29 protein-coding genes are annotated in these 23334 nt (G+C 62.8%); 16 read left to right on the forward strand and 13 right to left on the reverse strand.

Features of this window, described 5'->3' with window-relative positions; all coding sequences use genetic code 11:
* Nucleotides 1-11 precede the first annotated feature (11 nt).
* Together WJS89_RS07290 and WJS89_RS07295 are read right to left on the reverse strand one after the other, a co-directional pair.
* Nucleotides 12-1610 carry an AbgT family transporter gene (locus tag WJS89_RS07290; RefSeq protein WP_346340284.1) on the reverse strand — a complete coding sequence of 533 codons (1599 nt, stop codon included), beginning with the start codon at nt 1608-1610 and terminating at the stop codon, nt 12-14.
* A 55-nt stretch (nt 1611-1665) separates the two neighbouring features.
* Entirely contained in the window at nt 1666-2346 is a 681-nt protein-coding gene (locus WJS89_RS07295; RefSeq protein ID WP_346340285.1) for a DUF6445 family protein, read from the reverse strand.
* 184 nt (nt 2347-2530) lie between these two features.
* On the opposite strand from WJS89_RS07295, the gene thiC reads away from it, so the two are divergent.
* Together thiC and WJS89_RS07305 are read left to right on the forward strand one after the other, a co-directional pair.
* The gene (thiC, locus tag WJS89_RS07300) at nt 2531-4450 is read left to right on the forward strand and encodes a phosphomethylpyrimidine synthase ThiC (RefSeq protein WP_346340286.1); all 1920 of its coding nucleotides are present in this window, start codon (nt 2531-2533) and stop codon (nt 4448-4450) included.
* A gap of 63 nt (nt 4451-4513) precedes the next feature.
* Nucleotides 4514-5695, forward strand: coding sequence for a DUF3800 domain-containing protein (locus WJS89_RS07305; protein ID WP_346340287.1), 1182 nt, complete (start codon nt 4514-4516; stop codon nt 5693-5695).
* A gap of 31 nt (nt 5696-5726) precedes the next feature.
* Here the strand turns inward: WJS89_RS07305 and WJS89_RS07310 are convergent, their stop codons facing one another.
* Nucleotides 5727-6161, reverse strand: coding sequence for a hypothetical protein (locus WJS89_RS07310; protein ID WP_346340288.1), 435 nt, complete (start codon nt 6159-6161; stop codon nt 5727-5729).
* Nucleotides 6149-6643: an AbiTii domain-containing protein gene (locus tag WJS89_RS12450; protein ID WP_431993863.1), complete on the reverse strand. Its 495-nt coding sequence runs from the start codon at nt 6641-6643 to the stop codon at nt 6149-6151. Before WJS89_RS12450 ends, WJS89_RS07310 begins: the two co-directional genes overlap by 13 nt.
* Nucleotides 6644-6957: 314 nt before the next feature.
* Between WJS89_RS12450 and WJS89_RS07315 the strand changes: the two genes are divergently transcribed.
* The 7 genes from WJS89_RS07315 (at nt 6958) to WJS89_RS07345 (ending at nt 10280) form a co-directional block, all read left to right on the forward strand.
* Nucleotides 6958-7566, forward strand: a complete 609-nt coding sequence (locus WJS89_RS07315; protein WP_346340289.1) for a hypothetical protein — start codon at nt 6958-6960, stop codon at nt 7564-7566.
* Nucleotides 7567-7650: 84 nt separating this feature from the next.
* On the forward strand, nt 7651-7974 hold the full coding sequence (locus tag WJS89_RS07320) for an HPF/RaiA family ribosome-associated protein (protein ID WP_346340290.1): 324 nt from the start codon (nt 7651-7653) through the stop codon (nt 7972-7974).
* Between the two features lie 264 nt (nt 7975-8238).
* A complete protein-coding gene (locus tag WJS89_RS07325; RefSeq protein WP_346340291.1) occupies nt 8239-8469 on the forward strand; it encodes a cold-shock protein in 231 nt (76 codons plus the stop codon).
* 104 nt (nt 8470-8573) lie between these two features.
* Nucleotides 8574-8930 (forward strand): hypothetical protein, encoded by a 357-nt coding sequence (locus WJS89_RS07330; RefSeq protein WP_346340292.1) that lies wholly within the window; start codon nt 8574-8576, stop codon nt 8928-8930.
* Between the two features lie 201 nt (nt 8931-9131).
* Nucleotides 9132-9344: a cold-shock protein gene (locus tag WJS89_RS07335; RefSeq protein ID WP_346340293.1), complete on the forward strand. Its 213-nt coding sequence runs from the start codon at nt 9132-9134 to the stop codon at nt 9342-9344.
* Between the two features lie 264 nt (nt 9345-9608).
* Entirely contained in the window at nt 9609-9941 is a 333-nt protein-coding gene (locus tag WJS89_RS07340; RefSeq protein WP_346340294.1) for a hypothetical protein, read from the forward strand.
* Nucleotides 9942-9998: 57 nt separating this feature from the next.
* Nucleotides 9999-10280: a hypothetical protein gene (locus WJS89_RS07345; protein ID WP_346340295.1), complete on the forward strand. Its 282-nt coding sequence runs from the start codon at nt 9999-10001 to the stop codon at nt 10278-10280.
* On the opposite strand, the gene WJS89_RS07350 is transcribed toward WJS89_RS07345, so the two are convergent.
* From WJS89_RS07350 to WJS89_RS07360, 3 genes are all read right to left on the reverse strand, one after another.
* The gene (locus WJS89_RS07350; RefSeq protein ID WP_346340296.1) at nt 10277-10705 is read right to left on the reverse strand and encodes an OsmC family protein; all 429 of its coding nucleotides are present in this window, start codon (nt 10703-10705) and stop codon (nt 10277-10279) included. The genes WJS89_RS07345 and WJS89_RS07350 overlap by 4 nt on opposite strands.
* On the reverse strand, nt 10702-11118 hold the full coding sequence (locus tag WJS89_RS07355; protein WP_346340297.1) for a pyridoxamine 5'-phosphate oxidase family protein: 417 nt from the start codon (nt 11116-11118) through the stop codon (nt 10702-10704). The genes WJS89_RS07350 and WJS89_RS07355 overlap by 4 nt, the downstream gene beginning before the upstream one ends.
* A gap of 118 nt (nt 11119-11236) precedes the next feature.
* Nucleotides 11237-11746, reverse strand: coding sequence for a YciE/YciF ferroxidase family protein (locus WJS89_RS07360; protein WP_346340298.1), 510 nt, complete (start codon nt 11744-11746; stop codon nt 11237-11239).
* A gap of 166 nt (nt 11747-11912) precedes the next feature.
* Between WJS89_RS07360 and WJS89_RS07365 the strand changes: the two genes are divergently transcribed.
* On the forward strand, nt 11913-13001 hold the full coding sequence (locus WJS89_RS07365; protein WP_346340299.1) for a Rossmann-fold NAD(P)-binding domain-containing protein: 1089 nt from the start codon (nt 11913-11915) through the stop codon (nt 12999-13001).
* Here the strand turns inward: WJS89_RS07365 and WJS89_RS07370 are convergent.
* Nucleotides 12998-13330: an Mpo1-like protein gene (locus tag WJS89_RS07370; protein ID WP_346340300.1), complete on the reverse strand. Its 333-nt coding sequence runs from the start codon at nt 13328-13330 to the stop codon at nt 12998-13000. The two genes, WJS89_RS07365 and WJS89_RS07370, sit on opposite strands and share 4 nt — an antisense overlap.
* A gap of 99 nt (nt 13331-13429) precedes the next feature.
* Between WJS89_RS07370 and WJS89_RS07375 the strand changes: the two genes are divergently transcribed.
* Together WJS89_RS07375 and WJS89_RS07380 are read left to right on the forward strand one after the other, a co-directional pair.
* The gene (locus WJS89_RS07375; RefSeq protein ID WP_346340301.1) at nt 13430-14311 is read left to right on the forward strand and encodes a hypothetical protein; all 882 of its coding nucleotides are present in this window, start codon (nt 13430-13432) and stop codon (nt 14309-14311) included.
* A gap of 50 nt (nt 14312-14361) precedes the next feature.
* Nucleotides 14362-15717: an NAD-dependent succinate-semialdehyde dehydrogenase gene (locus WJS89_RS07380; protein WP_346340302.1), complete on the forward strand. Its 1356-nt coding sequence runs from the start codon at nt 14362-14364 to the stop codon at nt 15715-15717.
* 72 nt (nt 15718-15789) lie between these two features.
* Here WJS89_RS07380 and WJS89_RS07385 read toward each other — a convergent pair whose 3' ends face one another.
* Nucleotides 15790-17241 carry a S41 family peptidase gene (locus WJS89_RS07385; protein ID WP_346340303.1) on the reverse strand — a complete coding sequence of 484 codons (1452 nt, stop codon included), beginning with the start codon at nt 17239-17241 and terminating at the stop codon, nt 15790-15792.
* Between the two features lie 139 nt (nt 17242-17380).
* Nucleotides 17381-17926: a peroxiredoxin gene (locus tag WJS89_RS07390; RefSeq protein WP_346340304.1), complete on the reverse strand. Its 546-nt coding sequence runs from the start codon at nt 17924-17926 to the stop codon at nt 17381-17383.
* A 72-nt stretch (nt 17927-17998) separates the two neighbouring features.
* On the opposite strand from WJS89_RS07390, the gene WJS89_RS07395 reads away from it, so the two are divergent.
* Nucleotides 17999-18532, forward strand: a complete 534-nt coding sequence (locus WJS89_RS07395; RefSeq protein ID WP_346340305.1) for a hypothetical protein — start codon at nt 17999-18001, stop codon at nt 18530-18532.
* Here WJS89_RS07395 and WJS89_RS07400 read toward each other — a convergent pair.
* A complete protein-coding gene (locus WJS89_RS07400; RefSeq protein ID WP_346340306.1) occupies nt 18463-19143 on the reverse strand; it encodes a 1-acyl-sn-glycerol-3-phosphate acyltransferase in 681 nt (226 codons plus the stop codon). The genes WJS89_RS07395 and WJS89_RS07400 overlap by 70 nt on opposite strands.
* A gap of 98 nt (nt 19144-19241) precedes the next feature.
* Here WJS89_RS07400 and WJS89_RS07405 point away from each other — a divergent pair, with 98 nt between their 5' ends.
* Together WJS89_RS07405 and WJS89_RS07410 are read left to right on the forward strand one after the other, a co-directional pair.
* Nucleotides 19242-19571, forward strand: a complete 330-nt coding sequence (locus tag WJS89_RS07405; protein WP_346340307.1) for a hypothetical protein — start codon at nt 19242-19244, stop codon at nt 19569-19571.
* Between the two features lie 158 nt (nt 19572-19729).
* Nucleotides 19730-20323 carry a fasciclin domain-containing protein gene (locus WJS89_RS07410; RefSeq protein ID WP_346340308.1) on the forward strand — a complete coding sequence of 198 codons (594 nt, stop codon included), beginning with the start codon at nt 19730-19732 and terminating at the stop codon, nt 20321-20323.
* Nucleotides 20324-20443: 120 nt separating this feature from the next.
* On the opposite strand, the gene WJS89_RS07415 is transcribed toward WJS89_RS07410, so the two are convergent.
* Both WJS89_RS07415 and WJS89_RS07420 read right to left on the reverse strand, forming a co-directional pair.
* Nucleotides 20444-21112 carry a 5'-methylthioadenosine/S-adenosylhomocysteine nucleosidase family protein gene (locus WJS89_RS07415; RefSeq protein ID WP_346340309.1) on the reverse strand — a complete coding sequence of 223 codons (669 nt, stop codon included), beginning with the start codon at nt 21110-21112 and terminating at the stop codon, nt 20444-20446.
* A gap of 55 nt (nt 21113-21167) precedes the next feature.
* Nucleotides 21168-21320 (reverse strand): hypothetical protein, encoded by a 153-nt coding sequence (locus tag WJS89_RS07420; RefSeq protein WP_346340310.1) that lies wholly within the window; start codon nt 21318-21320, stop codon nt 21168-21170.
* Between the two features lie 203 nt (nt 21321-21523).
* Here WJS89_RS07420 and WJS89_RS07425 point away from each other — a divergent pair, with 203 nt between their 5' ends.
* Nucleotides 21524-23272: an SLC13 family permease gene (locus WJS89_RS07425; RefSeq protein ID WP_346340311.1), complete on the forward strand. Its 1749-nt coding sequence runs from the start codon at nt 21524-21526 to the stop codon at nt 23270-23272.
* Nucleotides 23273-23334 lie beyond the last annotated feature (62 nt).

The raw sequence follows: 23334 nt of genomic DNA on the forward strand, positions 1-23334 counted from the left end.
GAAGGGGGCCACTAGGGCGTATAGAAGGTCGGGCTTCCCGGCCCCACCGGCAGCCCGAGGATGAAGGTCCACAGGTAGAAGAACAGGCTCCACGCCACGAGGAAGAACATCGAGTAGGGCAGCATCATCGCGATGAGCGTGCCGACACCGAGGTCCTTCTGATAGCGGGTCGCCCAAGCGAGGATCAGCCCGAAATAGCTCATCATTGGAGTGATGATGTTGGTCGTCGAATCCCCGATGCGGTAGGCTGCCTGGATCGCCTCGGGCGCATAGCCGATCAGCATCAGCATCGGTACGAAGATGGGCGCGGTCACCGCCCATTGCGCGCTCGCCGACCCCAGCGACAGGTTGATCATCGCGCACAGCAGGATGAACAGGAAGAACACCGCAGGCCCCGTCATCCCCGTCTCGACGAGGAAGTTCGCTCCCGTCACCGCGGTGATCGCGCCCAAGTTGGTCCAGCCGAAGAAGGCGACGAACTGCGCCGCGAAGAACACCAGCACGATGTAGAGCCCGAGGCTCGATAGCGCCTTGGCCATGGCGTCGATCACGTCGCGGTCGGTTTTCATCGTCCCCGCGGCGCGCCCGTAGGCATAGCCGATCACGATGAAGAACAGGAAGATCCAGACCACGAACCCGTCGAAGAAGGGGCTGTCCATCCGGTCGCCCGTTTCCGGGTTTCGGAAGATCGCGCCTTCGGGAAACAGGGTGAGCGCCATGAACGCCAGCATCGCCAGGAACGCGATCCCCGCCCATTTGAGGCCCTTGCGCTCGTTGGGCTTGAGTTCTTCCATCATCTGATCGTCGAGGATGCCCTCGTCGGCCTTCGAGGCATCATATTTCCCGAGCTGCGGCTCGACGATATAGATGCTGACCGCGCTGCCGATCGCGGTGATGAGGAAGGTCGAGGCGAACATGAAATACCAGTTGGCGGTCGCCAGCACGCTATAGTCGCCGTCGATCAGCTGCGCGGCTTCCTCGGTGATGCCCGCCAGCAGCGGATCGACCGTCCCGATGAGCAGGTTCGCGCTATAGCCGCCCGACACGCCCGCGAACGCCGCCGCCATCCCCGCCAAGGGGTGCCGCCCCAGCGCATAGTAGATCGCTCCGCCGAGCGGGATCAGCACGACATAGCCGACCTCGCTCGCGGTATTCGAGATGATCCCCGCGAACACGATCGCAACCGTCACCAGCTTGGGCGGCGCGCCCAGCACGAGGCTGCGGACCGCCGCCGACAACATGCCCGAATGCTCGGCGACGCCGACACCCAGCATCGCCACCAGCACCACGCCCAGCGGCGCGAAGCCCGTGAAATTGTCGACCAGCCCCGTGAAGATGCGCCGGATGCCGTCGCCGTCCATCAGGCTGACGGCTCGGATCATGCCGTCCTCGGCGACGCCGTTGGCCCCCGCGGGCCGCGGATCGACCACCGCCACCCCCATCGCGGCGAGCAGGCCCGATAGCAGCACGATCGCAAGCGCCAGTAGCGCGAAGAGTGTCACCGGGTGCGGCAGGAGATTGCCCAGCCATTCGACCCCGTCGAGGAAACGCGAGAAGGCGTTCCGCTTGGCGCGCTCGTGCTCGTAGGCGGGGATGGGATTCTCGCTCATGGGCTCGGTCCTGAAAGGGAATGTTCCCTTATGCGTAACGGCAACCCCGCCGCGATCAACCCAGCATCATGAAACTGTTCAACGTGAGCCGACCCCGTCCCGGATCCTCGCTCAGCGCATCGGGCGCCGGGATGATGCCGCTGTGCAGCAGCCGGCCGCGATAGAGCGCGAACCGGTCCGGCTTCGCCTCCACCGCGCCGATCTGCTCGAAGCGCGCATCGTCGCCCGCCATGTAGCGTGCGTCCGGCAAGCCCTTCGCCGCAACTTCCTCTTTCAAGGCACTATTGTAATGCGGCTCGCGCTCGGGCGTGATCGCCTCGTATCCCGTCGCGCGGTGCCGATAGAAGGCCGTTCCCCCGTCCGCGTCGGAAAAATAGAACATTCCCGCCACCATGTCGGCCTGCGCTACATCGTAATGCGGGATCCGCTGCAACGGGTAAAGGTCGGCGGGCGCATGCGTCACAAGCGAATAGGCACAGCCCTGCAAGCGGAAGCCCCGCCGCGCGCCGAACACCTTGCGCACCACCGCGACCAGCAAATCCGCCCGCGCATCGATGAGTTCGGACCCCGTCTGCGCCCGCACGCCGGGGTAGCTCGCCCCCATCGGCGCATAGGCAAGCCGCTCCCCGGCCGCGCGCAATTCCGCCGCCCGCCCCGAGAAGCCGTCGATCACCACCACGGGCTCGCGGTCGCGCCCCACCACGCGCACATCGATCTTGGGTTCGGGCAAATCCATGGCGCGCACCATTGCACAAGCCCGCGCGCCTCTCTACCGTCGCTTTCATCCCCGGGGAGCCATGAGGCTGAGAGGGTGGTTCAAGTCCACCGACCCGTCGAACCTGATGCTGGAAACAGCCGTAGGGAGTGGAGCGCGCGTCCCCTCGCCCGTGTCCACTCCGAATTTATTTGGAGACGAACACATGGCCGACCGCGATCCCAACCTCCCCGCCACCGGTGCCGGCGACCAGCGCGGCGGCGCTCTGGAAGTCACCACCGGCCCCATCCGCGGCTCGAAGAAGATCTACGTCGAAGGCCCCAACGGCATCCGCGTCGCCATGCGCGAAGTCCATCTCGAGCCGTCCTCGGGCGAACCCCCCGTCCCCGTCTACGACCCCTCGGGCCCCTATACCGACGAGAACGCCACCATCGACATCATGTCGGGCCTCCCCGAGCTCCGCCGCGATTGGATTCGGAATCGCGGCGACGTCGAGGAAAAGACCCAGCGCCAGGTCAAGCCCGAGGATAACGGCCAGCTAGGCCCCGACCGCTCCGGCGGCGTCGACCCCTTCCCCAACGTCCGCAGCCAGGTGCTGCGCGCCAAGCCGGGCCACAACGTCACCCAGATGCACTATGCCAGACAAGGCATCATCACCCCCGAGATGGAATATGTCGCCATCCGCGAAAACCTGGGCCGCGCCGAGGCGCTGAACCGCCCCCGCGACGGCGAAAGCTTCGGCGCCGCCATCCCCGACCATATCACCGCCGAGTTCGTCCGCGACGAAATCGCCCGTGGCCGCGCCATCATCCCCAACAACATCAACCACCCCGAGACCGAGCCGATGGCGATCGGCCGCAACTTCCTCGTCAAGATCAACGCCAACATCGGCAACAGCGCCGTCGCCTCCGACGTCGCGTCCGAAGTCGACAAGATGGTCTGGGCCACCCGTTGGGGCGCCGACACGGTCATGGACCTCTCCACCGGCCGCAACATCCACGACACGCGCGAATGGATCCTCCGCAACTCGCCCGTGCCCATCGGCACCGTCCCCATCTACCAGGCGCTGGAAAAAGTCGGCGGCATCGCCGAGGACCTCACCTGGGAAATCTTCGCCGACACGCTCATCGAACAGGCCGAGCAGGGCGTCGACTATTTCACCATCCACGCGGGCGTCCGCCTCCCCTACGTCCCCATGACCGCCAAGCGCGTCACCGGCATCGTCAGCCGCGGCGGCTCGATCATGGCCAAATGGTGCCTCGCCCACCACGAGGAGAGCTTCCTCTACACCCGCTTCGAGGAAATCTGCGAGATCATGAAGGCCTATGACGTCGCCTTCAGCCTCGGCGACGGCCTGCGCCCCGGCTCCATCGCCGACGCCAATGACGAGGCCCAGTTCGCCGAGCTCTACACGCTGGGCGAACTCACTAAGATCGCGTGGGAGCACGACTGCCAGGTCATGATCGAGGGCCCCGGCCACGTGCCGATGCACAAGATCCGCGAGAATATGACCAAGCAGCTGGAAGCCTGCGGCGAAGCCCCCTTCTACACGCTGGGGCCGCTCACCACCGACATCGCGCCCGGCTACGACCACATCACCTCGGCCATCGGCGCCGCGCAGATCGGCTGGTACGGCACCGCGATGCTCTGCTACGTCACGCCCAAGGAGCATCTGGGCCTCCCCGACCGCGACGACGTCAAGGTCGGCGTCGTCACCTACAAGCTCGCCGCCCACGCCGCCGATCTCGCCAAGGGCCATCCCGCCGCGCAGGTCCGCGACGACGCGCTATCGAAGGCCCGCTTCGAATTCCGCTGGCGCGACCAGTTCAACCTGAGCTTGGACCCCGACACCGCCGAGCAATATCACGACCAGACCCTTCCCGCCGAAGGCGCCAAGACCGCCCACTTCTGCTCGATGTGCGGGCCCAAGTTCTGCTCGATGAAGATCACGCAGGAAGTGCGCGAGTTCGCCGCGAAGCAGGAAGGCGAAAGCTACCTCAAATCCCACGACATCAAGCGCGAGACCGACGCCGCTGAAGCGGCGGAGAACCGCGAGGGGATGGAGGAGATGAGCGAATTGTACCGGGCTAAGGGGGAGAAATTGTATTTGGAGGAAGGGGAGTAATGTCAATACCTTACTACGTTCAATTTGATTTACCTTGGACCACAATAACTCTATAGCACCAAAATGTACGCTTTCGTGGATGAAACAGGTAACACTGGCGGCAACATCTTTGATCAATACCAGCCGGTATACCTGACAGCAGCTCTCGTCACCAAAACCGATTTCGACAGATCTCAACACAGACCCTTTTCAAAAATTCTCCGGGGCGCTGGCGTGGACGAAATTCACGCCTCAGTGATTGGCCTAGGCGTCGTTGAAGATATCGCCCTTCCAGTATTAAGATTGTTGAAGAGGTCCGACTGTAGATTTGTGCTTTCCCGAGTGGAGAAAAAGTATCTCCTCGCGACTAAGATTTTTGACACCTTTTTCGATAGTGGTGAGAATCCTGCAGTTCCATGGCACACATACAACGTAAGACCGCTCCGCATTTTGCTTGCCTTCAAAGTTGCTTCTCTCATCGATGACGAAGTCGCTCGCCTTTTTTGGGCAATGCTGATGGAAAAGTCAGAAGCCCGTGCAAGAGCGCGGATTCCTGCCATTTGCCAAGCCATTCTCGACCGCATCGATAGGTTACCCGACGAGCGTTCCCGCAAAGTCATATCGGATGGCCTAACTTGGTCTCGAGACCATCCTGAAGGTTTGGACTTTTATCAAGCTCGCAGGCAGGCGAAAAACGGCCATATGCCAAATATGGTTGGATTCACCAATTTGCTTGATGCGTTGGAAAGTGTTTCTTCGAAGTGGAAGAGAGACGTCCGCGTGATACGCCATGATCGACAGGCCCAATTTGAAGCGACCCTGGCTGAATGGCATGAGTTATACTCGAATGCCCTTCCAGGCGAGATTTCGTTACCTGGCGAGACCCGTAAGATCCAGTTGGTGAAGAACTCAAGGTTTGAGATATGCGCAGCGGCTGACAGCCCGGGCATTCAAGTCATAGACTTGATCCTTTGGTTATTCAAACGGGCACTAGATGGAAAAGAACTTCCCCGAAATAGCGCTCAGCTATTAAACTTCGTAATGAGACGTGGATTTCAGAACGATTTCTCTTTCCTTGGTGTCCAGAAAGCTATGTTGTCTTGGTATGAAGATGCGATGACGGCGGATCTCAGCGAGACTGACTTTGCACGAGCTCGCGAGGTGCAAGACCTTATGGAAAGACGCCGAGTAGAGAATATGGCAGCTTATGAGGCGGACGGACTTATGCCATTTGAACGACAGGCAAAAATAGGTCCAAAGAAGTGAAATTAATGTGAGCGGTCAAGATCGGTGACACCTACGAAAGGCCGTAAAATTCCAATGCGCCTTTGCTTAGGATTTCTGTGGCTGCGCCTATACCGACTTTCCAAGTACCATCCGCAGCCTTGCCAATAGACTTTGCTATCCAAGCCTTCGCTTTCTTCCCGAATGGCTCACGCCTATCATCAGGCTCTTCGGATGCCAGAATGTTTGCGAAGTCCTTGGCGTCATCGTCGGAAATTCCTGCGCTGACAAGAAGTTTTACCAATTCGTCTGCATTACCTGTGTGTACATTTTGGTGGATGTCGCCGACGCGTCCCGTGTTTGCGACGTTTTGCATAGACCCATGGATCGTCTGATGGAAGATCTGAGTGACTTGAGAAGATGTTGATTCGTCACCTTCGCTACTCCCCGCTACGGATACCTTCGCAGCTTCGGGAATTTTTTCTAGTTCGAGGGTCAGATCCAACAACCGCGCTCTGACGGCATTTTTAGCTCGGTCAGTTGCGAGATCGAAACAGTGCCAGTCACGTCGTTGCAGGCGTAACCTTCATAGACTTTCCCCTGTAAGAGGAGGATGAGATTCGACGCATTTATATGTAGGGATCCGCTCGAACCAGAGCGTGCGAGTTCATCGACTGCCGCAATGCTTTGCCGCATCTCATAATTTGTCCAAGATTCCCCCGCATGCTGCGAAATCAGATAGGGAGGGATCGGGGCGTTCTGTATACCGGCTCCAAATGGCCCCGAAAACGTCGCCCGGTATACAACTTCGAAAATCCTATAAGGCGGTAGGTCTGTGCCTTCCGGATAGCCCTCTAGTTCATACATAATCCATTTTTCAAGCGGCGAACTATTAAGCCTAGAGGCCAAGAACTTAAACTTTAGAAGTATCGGAGCCAATTCTTTTTCGGTGTCGAGAAGGTCCGATTGGATTTGCTGTAGCAAAGACACTTATGGAAAACCTTCACCTAGTGTAAGCTCTTGGAATGTAGTGGGGTGTCGAGACCCGATCAAGGCATCCAGTCCAAAACCCTTTGGCTGGCGCAGTATTAATCGCCTTTTGTCAGTCGAAACTCTCAACCCTGAGCCATTTCAGATGGGCGCGAGGGCGGCCTCGCGCCGTCGAAGCTGTCGGCGCTAGCCAGCGCCGCAGCCCGGCCGGTTTTGCGCGTCTCTCACGGTAGGACGCTCGCTTCGCTCCGCTTTCCTACCGCTCGGCGCTGCAAAACTTTCCTACTTCCCTTTTTTCTGAAATATCATCGGGGATGAAGCCCAAGCATCTCCTCGATCCCGCCGCCGACGCGTCCGAATGGGACGACGTCGCGCCCGTGCCCACCCGCGCCCGCCACGATGGCTGGACGCCCACACGCCAAAAGGACTTTCTCGTCGCGCTCGCCGAATGCGGGGTGGTGAGCGAGGCCTGTGCGCGTGTCGGCATGAGCCCGCGCGCCGCCTATGCGCTGCGGCGCCGCCCCGATGCCGACCATTTCCGCCGCGCGTGGGACGCCGCGCTGGACTATGCCGTCCGCCGCCTCTCCGACGCCGCTTTCTCGCGAGCCCTCAACGGCGTCACCCGCCCCGTCTTCTACCAGGGCGAGCAGATCGGCGAGCGCACCTATTACGACGAGCGGCTGACCATGTTCGTCCTGCGCTACCGCGACCCCATACGCTACGGCAAATGGCTCGATACCATGGCCTTCCGCCAGAACGAGGACGGCGCCACCCAGCTCGCCGAGGAACTGGCGGTTCGCGCCGAGCTCGATGCGATGGCCGACGCCGACGGCGTCGAGCGCGCGCCCTTGCCGCCCATCGCCACCCGCAACACGCCCGACCTCACGCCAGCCGGCAACCGCCCCGCCAAGCCCTCCACGTAGCGTGAACTTTGTGAACTTCCCCCGCCGCTCGCGCGTCTCTTGCGCAGAAGGTCGACCCCGACCGCGTATCAGGAGACAAGAGTCATGGATTTCCAGTTCAACACCGATAACAATATCGACGGCACCGCCGAGCTCGCCGACCGCATCGAGACGGGCCTGCGCTCCACCCTCGCGCGCCACGCCGACCAGCTGACCCGCCTGATCGTCCACGTCCGCGAGGAAACCGAGGACCGCTACACCGCCAGCCTCGAAGCCCGCATCGAGGGCCAACAGCCGCAGGCCGTCACCGCCAGCGGCGGCAGTGTCGATGGCGTCGCCTTCGAAGCCGGCGAGAAGATGGACCGGCTGCTCACCAGCCACTTCGGCAAGCTGGACCGTCGCCAGCCCGAACCCGACACGATCGGCTAGCCGATCGGTCCTGCGGCAGGACCGGAGAGCGCGCGATCCATCCTCGCGCGGCCTCTCCGGCGCCCCCGCTCGCCCCCACATATATTCGCGCCCTTTCGTTGTAATCGCCCCGCGACCCCCCATCTTGAGGTCAAGCTACCAGTCGTGATCGACGGTTGCGGGGCCAGCACCTTTTTCGCCCCCCTCTTCTTTCCATTCCGCCTTCTAGCCGGCGCATCCGCGGCCGATCCTGGCCGTCTGCGCCCAACGAAAGGTACCTCTCCCATGGCGAATTATGGCCTCATCAAGAATTACGACGGCAAACAGGGCACCGGCACCATCGCTCCCGAAAAGGGCGGCGACTCGCTGATGTTCAAGAAGGACGGATTGGTCGATCCCAAGCAGGATCCCAAGCCCACCCAGCGCTACAGCTTCGAGAAGAGCCAGGTCGACGGCAAGGACCAGGCCGTGAAGCTCGAGCGCCAGGATAGCGGCGGCGAGCAGCGCAACGCATAACGCTTGACCGCCTGCCGGGCCCGGGAGCTCGCCCTTGTGGCGGCTTCCGGGTCGTCTGCTGTCCGCCGTCCCCACACCCCCCACAACAAGGAATTCCCGAGCGAATGGACCTCAACGAACTTTTGCACAGCCAGCAGATCGCGCTGATGAAGGCCGATCTGGCCGACGATGGCGCCGAACGCAGCGCGCATCTCGACACCGTCGCCGACTGTGCCGAGCGGATCGCGACCCTCCGCCACGCCAAGAGCGCGCCCCGCTATCCCGAGGCCGGCAGCGCGGACGATACGGGCGACGCCGCCATCGCCGCGATCGCGGATCGCTCGGCGCTTCCTCCCATCGTCACGCACGAAATTCTCGAATATCGGGTCGGCCCCTATCGCTACACCGATCTGGCGCTGGCGCTGGCCCAGCAGGCGCGCGCCGCCAACGACCCCGCCGCACAGGGTGCAAATGAGGATTAGGTCATTCGGGCGTTGTGTGTTACAAGGCCCTTGCTGACGTCGAAATTTGCGACGGACTTCGTACTTTGCCTGCCGCCGCTTGTGCCCAGCACCCCGGCGTTAAAACAGACCGCGACTTCCCTTCAAACGACACGAACACGCATCCTCGGCGCCGCACCTTCGCGGCCCGGGCAACTCTCGTTCTTTGAAAGGAACACGATTATGTCGAACACCGGAACCGTAAAATTCTTCAACAGCGACAAGGGCTACGGCTTCATCACGCCTGAAAATGGCGGTGGCGACGCGTTCGTCCACATCACCGCGGTCCAGTCCGCCGGCCTGCGCGACCTTCGCGAAGGCGACAAGGTGAACTACGAGCTCGAGACGGGTCGCAACGGCAAGGAAAGCGCCGTCAACCTGTCGATGGCCGACTAAGCGCTCTTAAGCGTTTGAAAAAAGAGGGCGTGGCGCTCCTTCCTTCACGGGACGGACGCCGCGCCCTTTTTTCGTGCGTCGGCCGCTGCGCCCACGCTGTCCTACAGGCCCCAACTGTGGCATGACCGCCCGCATGGTCGCTTCCCTCGCCCGATCCATCTCCATGCGCCCCCGCGAGAACAGCGCCTCCGGCTGGCACCGCGGCCACCGTCCTCTTCCGCCCCTTTCCCTCGGGAAAAGTCTTTTCCGGCGGGCTTTGCGTCCATGACGCGAAGCACGTCGTCAGCCGCGATCCTCGACGATCACAAACATCGCCGCCGCCTGCCGCAGATCGGTCTGGCGCTCACCGCCGTCTACGTTGTCGGCCTCATTCTCTATCTCTGGGCGCAGGGCCAGAACCCCGCCGACCTCGCCTTGAACGAACTCGGCGACTTTCTCGGCGGCGTCTCGAGCCCGCTCGCCTTCCTCTGGCTCGTTCTCGGCTATTTCCAGCAGAGCCGCGAGATCCGCCTGTCGAGCCAGGCAATTCATCTCCAGGCCGCGGAGATGCGCGAAGAGCGTGCCGCGATGCGTGCCGAAAAGAATCGCGACGCCTGACGGGCCCGACGCAAGTCGCGCTGCGTTGGTGCAGTGCAACAATCAGAAAGTCAGTCCATGTCCCGCCGTAACGACGAAAAGCCCTTCGCCCTGATGACCCGCAGCTGGTGGCTCGGCATGGAAGCCGCGCAGGTCGTCGGCCTGCGCTCGCTGCGGATGATGCAGGGCGGCAAGCTCGCCGACCGCGAGGCGCAGCGCATGATCAGCGAGAAGATGGCCGCCTCGAGTGCCCTGTGGTTGCGGATGTGGAGCGAACCGAGCTGGACCGGCATCGCCGACGCGGCGCTGGATGTCGCAACACCCCGCGTCCGCGCCAACCGTCGCCGCCTCAGCCGCTAGCTTTTCAACGTGATATCGAGCGTGATCTCGCAGTCGAGCAGCTTGGACAGCGGACAGTTCCGCTTCGCTTCGTCGGCGATCTTCTCGAATTCCTCATGGTCGATATCCGGCACCTTTCCGGTGAGGAACAGCGCCGACTTCGTTACCGTGAACCCCTCGCCATCCTTTTCCAGCGTCACTTCGCAGCGCGTATCGAGCTGGCCGTCTTCATAGCCCGCCTTTGCCAATCCGAAGCTCGTGGCCATGGTGAAGCAGCTCGCATGCGCCGCACCGATCAGTTCTTCCGGATTGGTCCCCGGAGCATCCTCGAAGCGCGTGTTGAAGCCGTAGGGCTGCGCGTCGAGCGCGCCGCTCTCGGTCCAGATATGGCCCTTGCCGTCCTTGCCGAGCCCCTCGTAGCGGGCCGATGCTTTATTGACCGTCACGCGACCCACTCCCCTTCTTCGCGACCTTTCCAGTAAGCGATACGCTCCGGCGACACTTCGATGAGGATCAGGCCATCGGTATCGAGGCCGTCCTCGAACCATTTCTCAAGATCGGGGACCCAGTGCTTCTCGAGCAACGCCTTGTCGCGATGCAATTTGCCGCGGCCCTGGACGGCGACATAGGTTTCATCGCCCGCATAGGTGGCGCCGCACTGGTCGTCGCGCTTGAGATCGTCGTCGATCCGCCCGTCGTCGGTGCTGAAATGATAGCTGGTGCCGTCCTCGCTCGAAACGTCCTTGTTATTCGACATCGGACGTGCGGCGATGGCACCGTCCTTCGTCTTGGTCACGAGCATCGCGATATCGATGCCTTTCATCGCCGAAACAGCGGTTTTCAGATCGGACTGTGCCATTCTCTTCTCCTTGATAAGGTTCGCAAGGTCGAACGCCTCCGCCTTCGGGGACGTTGCACCCGGAAACGAAAAAGGGCGATCCGAAGACCGCCCTTTGACCACTATTCTCCGGCAGGGGTCACGCGTCGGCGCCCTGCTTGGCCTGAAGGTTCACCGACCGTTCGGCGAGGTCGGTCATATTCTCGTCGGCGCGGTAGATACTGGCGGTGAGTTCGTCGAGTTTGGCGGCCACGTCGCTCTTTCCGAGCGCCTCGGCAAAAGCCTTCGCGGTGCCGAACCCGCAGATGCCGTAATGGGCCATCCGCTGATATTGGGCGACGATGATGACGTCGCGCACGTCCGTATCCGAAATGTCGGCATCGATGGCATGCTTCTTCGCTTCCGCGACGAGGCCTTCCATGCCCTTGCAATGCTCCTTCCCGCTTTGACCCATGTCGGACAGGATATTCTCGATCACGTCATTGTTATCGGGAATGCCGTCGATCGTTTCCTGCAGCCGCTCCTTCAGTTTTGCGTCGCTGGCAGCGTGGGCCATGTCGACGAGAATGCGGCGCATCTGGTCGTTGGCGGACCAATTGTCCTTCAGTTCGTGGACAAGGCAGTCTTCAAGATTTTTGGGGGCGGACATGGCGCATACTCCTGACGGTTGTTGGATAGGCGACCGACGCCCCATCGCCACCGCCCGTTCCACCGCCTGCGCCCTAGTGAGCCGCGGATGCGACGACGTCCCAACCACTTCTTAACCTCATGGCTTTACGCACCGCTTATACGAGTGGGCAGAAGCGGGAGCGTGCATGGGGCGCGAGGACAGATTGCGGGTCGAGGATGCGGACGTCGCCAATGCGGCGCATCATCCGGGATTCGTGCACATTCCCGATACGGGTACCGAGGGGCTGCGCTCCTACAAGGAGCCCGAGACCCCGCACCCGCTGCAGGTCACGTTCCTCAGCCCCGAAGGCGAGCGCGCCTTCCTTGATCATGTGCGTTCGCTCTGCGCGGCGGGCAAGCTCGACGAAGCGGCAGAGGTCGTCGAGCAGGGGCTCGCGCCCTTCGACGGGCGCATCGCGAATCGCGCCAAGGCGCTGAAGCTCGCGGACATCCTGATCGAGGGATGGGAAGATCTTGCCGAGATCATTGCCGAATTCGAAGGGCCCGACATCAGCGCGATCACGGCGGGGCTCGGAAACGAACCCGACCTCGTGTTCGACCTCACCAAGGAGCATGAACCCATGCTCGTGTTCCAGCTCTATTCGGACGATGTCTACGACTTTTCCGCGCGTTCGGACACCGAACTGCTTGCCGCGTGCGAGGAAGACTGCCCTGGCTGGGCGGGCGAGGAAGAGGATGTCGAATTCTACGTTTCGATCGAAGGGTTCGCTGCGCTCAACACCGCGCTCATCCAGTGCAAGCACGTGCATTTCCTGCGCGATGGTCGCGACGGCGTGGAAGGTCGCGCGCCGGGCGGTTATGTCGAATATCAACTGGGCTGCTGGCTACGCTGCATCCGCTATCTCCAGGCCCTCCAGCGCGAAGTCGAAACACACGGTCTTCCCGAAGGGGTGCGCCTCCTCGCGGGGACGTTTGGGCTCAATACCGATTGCGCGACCATCCTCGGCAGCGCCAAGCAAGTGGTTGTCGAGAAGAAGGACGGTGTCGCTCCGGTCGCCACGCTGACGATGGGCGAATGGGTGCCCAAGCACGATCCCCTCGCCGACATGGAGAGCGGCGCAAGCCTGCGTCAGCGCATCGCCACGAGCGAGGCCGATGAGAATCCAGCGGAGGCAGTCGAGGAACCCGTCGTGATCGAAGATGTTGCGCCGACGGCACCGCCCGAGAAACCCAAGGGCTTCTTCGCCCGGATGTTCGAGCGGCTGCGCGGCTAGCGCGCGACACCCGCCCGGTCGAGCTCGGGACCGAGGCGTCCCGTCAGCCAAAGCCACCACATCTTGAAATCCGCGCCGAGCGACCAGAGCGGATAGGTGAAGGTCGCGGGTCGGTTCTTCTCGACCCCGAAATGCGCCACCCAGGCGAAGAAATAGCCCGCCACCGGAAGCGCGGCCAACAGCAGCCAGCGCCCCGTCACGAGGGCATAGATCGCGATGGCAACGACAAGACTGGTGCCGATGTAATGAAGCGCGCGCGTCGTCGGCTTGCTGTGTTCGCGCAGGTAGAAGGGCCAGAAGGTCGAGAAAGTCTTGTGTTCGCGCGGCATGAGGCCGAGGATGACAGCGGACGAGACGGCTGTCCATCCTCGACCACCATTGGTCGAAAGACATTGGAACAGCGCGGGATTTGCTTCTAGGCTGATCACATGTTTACGTCGCTTCTCGCTTCGATTGCCCTCGCTGCCCAGCCGCAGGTCGCCGCCCCGCCGCCGTCCGACCAGGAGGCAATCGTCATCAGGGCGCAGCGTCTCGAGAAGCAGCGCCAGCAGATATCGCAGATGGTGGACGCCCTCACCGACAGTACGTTCGAGGGCCAAGTGCCGCAGTTCCACGAAGCCTTGTGCCCCCTGGTCGTCGGGCTCGACCCGGAACCGGCGGGCGACGTGGAGGCGCGATTGCGCACCGTTGCCGATGCCATCGGTCTCGGCGCGGCTGACGCCACATGCACCGCCAACCTTCTCGTCGTCGTGACCGACGACCGGGAAGCCGTGCTCGACTATTGGAAGCGCAAGAAACCCGACATCTTCTGGAACCTCGACCGCAAGGAGAAGGAAGCGCTGTTCGAGGACGACGCGCCGGTGCTGTCATGGCAGCTCATCATGATGCTCGATAACAATATGATGCCCGTCCAACAGGACGTGCAGAGCGGGGTCTATTCGGTTGCCAGCACCGACGCGACCCGGATGCGCACCTCGATGCTGCCAAGCGCGCGCGGCGCTGTGGTGGTGGTGGACAAAGCGAAACTTGCCGGCCTCGACGTCCGCCAGCTCGCCGATCATGTGGCGATGCGTGCGCTCGCGCCGCTCGATCCGGATGCGGTCGACGAGCTGGCCTCTCCGACGATCCTCAAGCTGATGAACGCCGGACTCGACGATACCGTGCCGCTGACCATGACCGACTGGGACTTTGCGTTCCTGAAGGCGCTTTACGGCACCGATAATGCCCGCAAGGCGCGGAGCATGCGCCGCCGCGTTGCCAGCGCGATGGACAAGAGCCTCGAGTCCGCGGCCGACATGGACCGCGACTGACAGGAACGAGAGTGCCCTGTGTCTCGTTCGCCCGTGCGAAGGAGACAGACATGCTGACGAGTACGAACCCCGCTACAGGCGAGACGATCGAGACCCACGATGCGCTCGATGAAGCAGGCATCGAGGCGGCGCTCGCCAAGGCGCACGACACGGCCGCGCACTGGCGGCAGACCAGCCTCGATGAACGCACCGACCTCTTGTCCGCGATCGCCGACGGGTTCGAGCGCGAACGCGATGCGCTCGCCGAGATCGCCACGCGCGAGATGGGGAAGACCCTCAAGGAAAGCCGCGGCGAAGTCGAGAAATGCGCGAGTGCGCTGCGCTATTTCGCCGAGCACGGACCCGCGATGCTCGAGCCCGAGAAGATCCCCGGTGGCAAAGGCGAGTTGCGCTGGTTGCCGATCGGGCCCGTGCTCGCGGTCATGCCGTGGAATTTTCCCTATTGGCAGGTCGTTCGCTTCCTCACCCCGACGGTGTTGGCAGGAAATGTGGGCCTGCTCAAACATGCCAGCAACGTCCAAGGGGTGGGCAAGGCCATCGAGCGGATCGTGACCGAGGCCGGCGGTCCAGACGGGCTGTTCCAGAATCTCGTGATCGGCTCCAAGGCCGTCGGCGGAATCATCGAGGACGACCGCGTGCGTGCGGTCACGTTGACGGGAAGCGAGCCCGCCGGGCGCGCGGTGGCCGAGAAAGCAGGCGCATGCCTCAAGAAGGTCGTGCTGGAGCTCGGCGGCTCCGATCCCTTCATCGTGATGCCGTCGGCCGATATGGACAAGGCCGTCGAAACGGCCGTCAAGGCACGTATCCAGAATGCGGGCCAGTCTTGTATCTGCGGCAAACGGATGATCGTGCACCGCGACATCTTCGAGGAGTTCGAAGGTCGGTTCATCGAGGCGATGCTTGCGGTGAAGGCGGGCGACCCGTTCGACGAGGAGAGCGACATCGGTCCGATGTCGAGCGAGGAGCAGCGCGACACGGTCCTCGAGCAGCTTGACAAGGCGATGGAAGCGGGCGGGCATCTCGTCGGCGGCGAGAAGATCGACGGGCCGGGTGCCTTCCTGTCGGCTGGCGTGTTGACGGGCCTCGAACCCGATGGCCCGATGCAGGACGAGGAACTGTTCGGCCCCGTCGCGATGCTGTTCGAAGCGAAGGACGTGGACGACGCGCTGCGGATCGCCAACATCACGCCTTATGGCCTCGGGTCGGCCGTCTTCACGCAGGACGAGGCGGAAGCGGAGCGCTTCATCATCGGGCTCGATGCAGGGATGACCGCCATCAACCAGATGACCGCCTCGGCCCCGGAGGCCCCTTTTGGCGGGGTCAAGAATTCGGGGCATGGCCGCGAATTGGCGCGCTTCGGACTGCACGAGTTCATGAACTTGAAGAGCGTATTCCGCGGCAACTGATCCGCGCACGAAAAAGCCCCCGGAAGCGCCGTGCTTCCGGGGGCTCTTTTCTTTCGAACTCGAGGCGCTGGCCTAGAGCTGCCCGAGCGTGACGCGCGCCGAGACCGACGGATTGGTCGGCATCAGCGGCACTTCCATGCGGTTGAGACGCTGCGTCGAGAGCGCGCCACCCGTCGAGATGGGCGAGCAGACGGCGCCGCCGACCCAGTCGTAGGCCTGTGCGGTCATGCGCTCGTCGATCGATCCCATCTGGTCGAGGATATCGTCGGTCGCCGCGCAGGTATCGGCGTTGGCGTTGAAGTAGGCGGCGAGGCCATTGTAATAGCCGCCGTAGCCGTCGGCATTGACGGTCCGGAACGCGAGGACGCGAAGACGGTCGTCGCACTCCGCCCGGTCGCGGGCGATCTGCCCGACCGGCTTGCCGAACGTGTTGGTGCCGATGAGCGCGGTATTCTCGCCGAAATAGGGCACCATCGAGTTGGCGACCAGTTCGGACGCCGAGGCGCTGCTGCGCGTCGTGATGAAGGCGATCTTCATCGGCGCGATCGCCTGGCTCCGCGCTTCGAAATATTCGGTGTCGTTCGATCCCGAGTTCTGGGCATTGAACTCGGTGACGCTGAAGACCTGCCCGACATGATCGCGTCCGAGGAGATCGCCGAGCTGCTCGGCGACGCTCACGAGACCGCCGCCATTGTAGCGAAGATCGACGATGACGTTCTGGACGCCCAGCGAGCGGAAAGTCGTGAAGGCGTTGTTGAGATCTTCCGCCGCGGTCTGCGCGAAGAAGGTCCGCAGGTTGAGATAGCCGGTATTGCCGCGAACCGACACGCCGAAGCGCGGCGAGACGGGCAGCAACTGATATTCGGCCGCCGTGATGGTGCGGGTATAGTTCGCGCCACCATTGTTGGGATCGATCTCGACCGTGACCTGCTCGCCGTTCTCCGACGGGAAGAGGAGATCGGACAGAATGCTGGTGCTACCGTTCGCCGCGTCGATCCACGCGCCCGGCGTGCGAAGGTCGCCCGAGTTGGGACCGATGCGAACGATGAAGTCGCCGCGGCGCATCCCGATGCCGTCCGAGGGCGAGTTTTCGTAGATGTCGCGGATGCCCAGCGTGTCGTCGCTGAACAGCACCGGACGCCAGCCATAATCCTCGCTGGTGGCGTTCTGAATGAACTCGTTTTCCTCTTCGATCGAGGTCACATAGGTGAAGCCGCGATCGACGCCCTGGTCGGCCAGCGGCTGGACCAGCGCGTTGATGTACGACTGGAGATCGTCATAGTCCGCCTTGTTGACGTTCGTCGCCAGCTGGTCGGAGAAGAGATAGAATTGCTGGAGCTGGTCGAGCGCCCAGTCCTGACGCTGGCTGAGCGAGCAGGCGCCCGTGGGCGTGGGCGTAGGGGTCGGCGTAGGCGTGGGAGTCGGGGTCGGATTGTTGACGATCGGCGGCGCCGAACTGCTGCTCCCGCAGCTCGCCAGCATCGCGGCCATGATCAACGTTCCCGTAAGCTTGCTCGTTCTCATACGTCTACACCTTTGTCTGGATTCGTCTGGTTGCCCTGAATGAAGCGTATTTTCGCCTTAATGCACAAGACGTTAGCGCCATAAATATGGAATTGATGATGAACCGTGCTTGTCTCGCCACAGTCCTCCAGCCGACAGATCAGCCCCGCGCCATCCGCCGCACGGCCTCGAGGGTCTTCGCGACATGCTCCTTATAGTCCATTTTCGAATGGACCATCGCCACCGTGCCGTCCGCCGAAATGACATAGGACGTCCGGTTGGCGGTCGGGCGCAGCGCGCTCACCCCCGCAAGCTCGACGTCATAGGCTTCCAGCAGTTCGCCCGAGGCGTGCGCCATCGGGACCTTGGAGCGGCAGACTTCGGTCGAGAAACGCGACAGCGTCTCGATGTCGTCGCTCGACAGGCCGATAACCGTCGCGCCCGCGGCCTCGAAGTCCGGCATCGCGTCGGCGAACGCCTTGCTTTCCAGCGTGCATCCGCTCGTGAAAGCCTTGGGAAAGAAATAGAGGACAACAGGTCCCTTCTCGAGCTGTTCGGCAAGGTGCAGACGGAAGGTCTCGCCCCCGATCGCACCCATGGTCTTGAAATCGGGCGCCTTGGCACCCGCGGCCAGCTGCGCGGAAGCGGGAAACGCGAGCAATGCCGCCGCCAATCCGCCGATCATCCACCGTTTCGTCGAACCCATCTCACTCTCCCACTGTCGCCCCGCGTACCATCTCTCTAGGATGCGTGCGGAGTCGATAGACCGGAGGATGACATGACCGTTCCCAAAGCACCAGTCGCCATCCTTCTGATGGCCGCGTTGCTGGCGGGTTGTGGCGGAGACGCATCGCGAGACACAGATGCGGACAGCGGCGCTCCGGCCGCCGCGCAAGTGGAGGGCGATACGAGCGACGAGAATAATGTTCCGCCGCTATCCCCGCTCGCCGCCACCACCGACTGGCAGATCGACACGTCGGCGCGCGGCGCGCGTCTGTCTTATGCGGAAGAGCGGGACGACCCTATCGTGCTCCTGACCTGTGTCGGCGACCGGCTGATCGTGCGGCTCGAGAATGTCGCGCCGATCACGAGCGAGGAGCGCTTGACGATCGGTAGCGGCGACCTTGCGGTCGCGCTCGTCGCCGATGCGAATTCCGGGATGCCGAGCATTGCCGGTCGCGGGCCGGTGCCCGAGAATTTCGAGACGATGCTCGAACAGGGGTTCGCCGCGGCTTATGGAAGCTATTCGACGGGCGTGCTGCCCCCGGTGCCTGCCGACAGCATAGCGCGCTGGCGCGCTTCCTGCGCCTGACGATCAAGCCCCGAGCCGTCGGGGAAAAGCGCCTGGTCGGGATGGCGCGGCGCGAGACTTTTGAAAAAGCGCATCGCGGGTTCCATGTCCTTTTCCATGTCGCCCGTCGGCCAGATCGTCGGCCCTATGATGCCGAGCTTGAGCTCATAGTCGGGGCCGGCACAGACGATCGGCACCCCCGCTTCCTGCGCGATGCGATAGAACCCACTGCGCCATTCGGTGGTGGCGCCGCGCGTTCCCTCGATCGCGATCACGAGCGCGAACGCGTCGGCCTCCTCGATCTTACGGGCCACTTGCTCGACCATGCCGACGCCCTTTCGGCGACGGTCGACGGGAACGCCACCCATGGCACGCATGAAATCACCCATCGGCCAGCTGAACAGGCTGTGCTTGCCGATAAAACGCGGCGTCAGCCCGAAGGCATCGACGACGCCGAGAAAGACGAAAAAATCGTAATTGGACGTGTGCGGCGCGCCGGCGATCACGAACTTGCGCTCGTCGGGCAGCGACTCCGTGACCCGCCAGCCATTGATCTTCCACCAACGCATCACACCCCATTTGAGAAGGCGGGCGAGAAACGACGTTCTTCTGTTCTCGGGTGGCTCGACCATGTCTCTCTCTCCAGCGACGGCGGCGGTTTGACAAGTCTCGTGCGGGAACCGGAATCGCAAGCCGCAGGTTTGTATCGCCGATCATGAGGAGAACGAACATGAAAGCATTGATCCTTCCTTTCGCGGCGGCGCTGGCACTGGGCGCCTGCGGCGACAGCGACACGGCAATCGACACGACTGCCGACGTGGATGCCAACGGCGAGCCCGTCGATCTGGGCGAATCCCCGAGTGTCGACGGTTCGACCGATTCGATCGGAACCGACGGCACGACCGGCGCTCCCTCGACGCTGGGCTCAGACGCGGGCGACTCGGTGAGCGACGGTCCGATGCCCGGGCCCGACAGTGGCGAAGCCAATGAAGGCGGCACGAACCCTAACGATACCGATGTCGGTCTTGACGATTCGGTCGACGCCGAAGAAAGCTACTGATCGCATTCGACGAGGCGGGGAAATGCCTCGCCTCGTCGGCGGATTCGGGTCGTTTCATCAATTCAACCCCTCTCCCAAAGTCGGGGGCGGCGGAACATGCGCACCAGTTCCCTTGTTGACTGGGCAAATGCAAACCCCCGTAAAGACGGAGAAAATCGATGAAAAAGATCATTCTTGCGACTATTTCGAGTGCTGCTTTGGCCCTTTCGGCCTGCGGCGACGGCGATACGACGGTCGAACCTGAAGACGATACGGCGATGATGGCCGACGATACGATGGCCGCCGATGACGACATGGCCGCTGGCGGCACGATCGTCGAAGTCGCGCAGGGCGACAGCAACTTTTCGACCCTCGTTGGCGCGGTGACAACGGCCGACCTCGCATCGACGCTCGGCGGTGAAGGTCCCTACACGGTCTTCGCCCCCACCAACGCCGCGTTTGAAAAGGTCGACAGCGCCACGCTCGAGAACCTGATGAGCGAAGGCCAGCGCGAGCAGCTTTCGAATGTCCTGTCCTATCACGTGGTCGAAGGTAACGTGATGGCAGCCGATCTCACCAGGCAGATCGAGGACGCCGGTGGCAGCCTCGACCTGACGACCGTTTCGGGCGGCACGCTGACCGCGACGATCGAAGGCGGCAACGTCATGCTGACCGACGCCAATGGTAACAGCGCGACCGTGACTTCCACCGACGTCGAGGCGTCGAACGGTGTGATCCACGCGATCGACACGGTCCTGATGCCGGCCGCCTAACGCCCGGACGAAACATTCGGAGCGCGGCGCCCGCTCAACAGCCGCGCCCCGATGTGAGCGCCACCGATCCTGCCAAAGGGATCGGTGGCGTTTTTGCTTTTTAGGAGTACGGGCGGCGATTCAGTGCTGCTGGCGATGCACCAGGTCGACAAGCCGGTCGACATGTCTGGCTGCTTCCATCGCCGCAATCTGAAGATTGTCTTTGAAGGCGCCGACGCCGGTCTGGTCGGCCTTGTCGCTGATCGCGCGAACGCCTGCCCAGCCGATGCGGTGCATGTCGGCGACCTGCGCAATCGCGCCCGTTTCCATGTCGACGAGTTCGGCACCGAACTGCTCGGCGATGGCGCTGGCCTTTCCTTCGTCGGCGATGAAGGCATCGCCCGTCAGGATCGTTGCGGAAGGGAGGTCGAGACCCACATCGGGAACCGCGTTGAAACTTTGCGGCAAGGCGTCGCCGAAGGGCAGGCTGCCCGCACGATAGGTCACGAAACGATCGGCATCGAAGCGCCCATAATCGTGCTGGTAGGCACGATCGAGGCGATAACAGTTCTCGCTTCCCTGACCGATCCGGCCCGCGACACCCATGCTGACGAGCAGGCGGCATCCTTCCGCCACGAGATGCATCGCGGCGATGGTGCCATTGACCTTTCCTATGCCCGCACAGGCGAGCAGCCAGCCGTCATCGCCCTGGCGACAATAGAAGGGGAGATCATGTCGGGAACGGCCGGAACCGGGGCGAAAGCGCTCTGCCTCCTCGAGCAGGCCGGTGATGATTCCGATCCGCAGCATGACGGCGCTACTTCCCGTCCGGTAGCGGCGCTCGTCACGCCGCGGCCGATCGTGCTTAGGTGGACAGGGCCGGAATGACCCAGACGAGTGTCATGGCGATAACGATCAGGACGAGCGAAATGCCCAGCACCCAGCGCCCGATATGCGGTTTGACCGCGCCGGTCGCTTCTTCTTCGGTGACATGAACTTCTTCGCCTTCACGATGCATGAGTGATGCCCTTTAATTCCAGTTATCCGGTCAACCGCTCGCGATCACGATGGTTGCCTTGATCTTACGCCTTTTTCCGGACGGCGCCAGAGGCCGCGCACGGCGAAAGGGCTGGTTTCGAGGGCTGCTCCCGCCTACCATCGCTCCATGCTGCCGCCCGGAGCCTTGAACTGACCCTTCCCACCCTTCACGCCGCGCTCGCCATGCTGGTGGCCTGTGCCATGTTCGTGGCCTTTGCGAGCAACCGGTTTCGGATCGAGATCATCAGCCTGGCGACGATCGGCGCGATCGCGCTGCTGCTCTATCTCTTTCCCATTCCGGGAACCGCACCCAAGGACGGGATCGACCTTGCGTTCGGCGGTTTCGGCCATACCGCGCTCATCACCATTTCCGCGCTGATGGTCATGGGGCGGGGCCTGGTCGTCACCGGAGCGCTCGAGCCTGCCGCGCGCACATTGGCGGGGATCTGGCGGATCAACAACTGGCTCGGGCTCCTCGTAACGCTGGTGCTCGCGATGGCGGCGTCGATGGTCGTCAACGACACGCCCGTCCTCGTCCTCCTCATCCCGATCATGGTCCAGCTCGCGCATGGCGGGGCAATGCCCGCATCGAAGACGCTCATTCCCTTGAACGCCGCGATCCTCATCGGCGGGATGGCGACGACGATCGGAACGTCGACCAACCTCCTCGTCGTCTCGATCGCCGCCGATCTCGGCATGCCCGAGATGCCAATCTTTCATTTCACCCCCATCGTGCTGATGGCCGCGGTCGTCTGCCTGCCCTACATCTGGCTGGTGATGCCGCGGCTGCTGCCCGACAACAGCCCCGAGGCGGGTCACGAACCACGCAAGTTCATCGCCACGCTTCGGGTGGGCATGACTTCGGGCTGGCTGGGACTGGGGGTCGACGCGTTCCGCGACAAACTGCCCGATACCTTCTCCTTCGTGCGCGAACCTGCGAAACTCGAACCCGGCCAGCGCCTCACCGCCTTCGCGACTGCCGACAGCCTTCGCGAAGTCGCCCGTCGCCTCGGCGCCTCGACCGCACCGCGCTGGCTGGTCGAGCGGTTGCAGAAGGAAAGCGCCTCGCTGGGGCAGGATCTGGTCGAAGCGGAAATGGCGATCAGCGCCGACAGCCGTCTGGTCGGACGCACGTTACAGACCGCCGGCATCAAGGGCGTCGCGATCCTCGGCGTCGCGCAAGCGCCCTCGCGCGGGTTCGCCGCCCCGCGTGAATTGTCCGCCGAAGCACGGTTGGCGGAGGGCGACATCCTGCTCGTTCTCGGGCGCGAGCAGGCGCTTCAGGATTTCGCGAGCGCCGAGGCCATGCTGATGCTCGACGGCGCCCGGCCCTTGCCCCGCCGACGCAAGGCCTGGACCGCCATCGCCATCATGGGCACCGCGGTCATCCTCGCCAGCTTCGGCATCGTCCCCATCGCCATCTCCGCGCTCGCGGGCGCGATCGCGATGTTCGTCACCGGCTGCGTGCATTTCGATAAAGTGGGGCGCGCCCTGTCGGCAAAGGTGATCGTTCTCGTCGCCGCCTCGATCGCGATCGGGCGGCTCGTCCTCGAGAGCGGCGCGGCGCAATATCTCGGCGAAACGCTCGCGCTCGCAATGGCCGATCTGTCGGGCTCTCTGGTCCTCGCGCTGATCATGCTGTTCGTGACGCTTCTCACGAACTTCGCCTCCAACGCGACGGCGGCGGCCGTCGGCACGCCGATTGCGTTCAGTCTCGCGGGCCAACTGGGGTTACCGGTCGAGCCGCTGGTGCTTGCCGTGCTGTTCGGCTGCAACCTGTGCTACGCGACGCCGATCGCCTATCAGACCAACATGCTGATCATGGCCGAGGGCGACTATAAGTTTAACGACTATTTGAAGACCGGCATCCCGCTCGTCGTTCTGATGGTCATCAGCCTTTCGATCATCCTGTCGATCACCTACGGGCTGTAGGAGACGACAAAAGGCCCGCCGGAAGAACCGGACGGGCCTCGTCGCATCCCTGGCCGTGGTTG

The organism is Sphingomicrobium aquimarinum (assembly GCF_039655735.1).
GTDB classification, from domain to species: Bacteria; Pseudomonadota; Alphaproteobacteria; order Sphingomonadales; family Sphingomonadaceae; genus Sphingomicrobium; species Sphingomicrobium aquimarinum.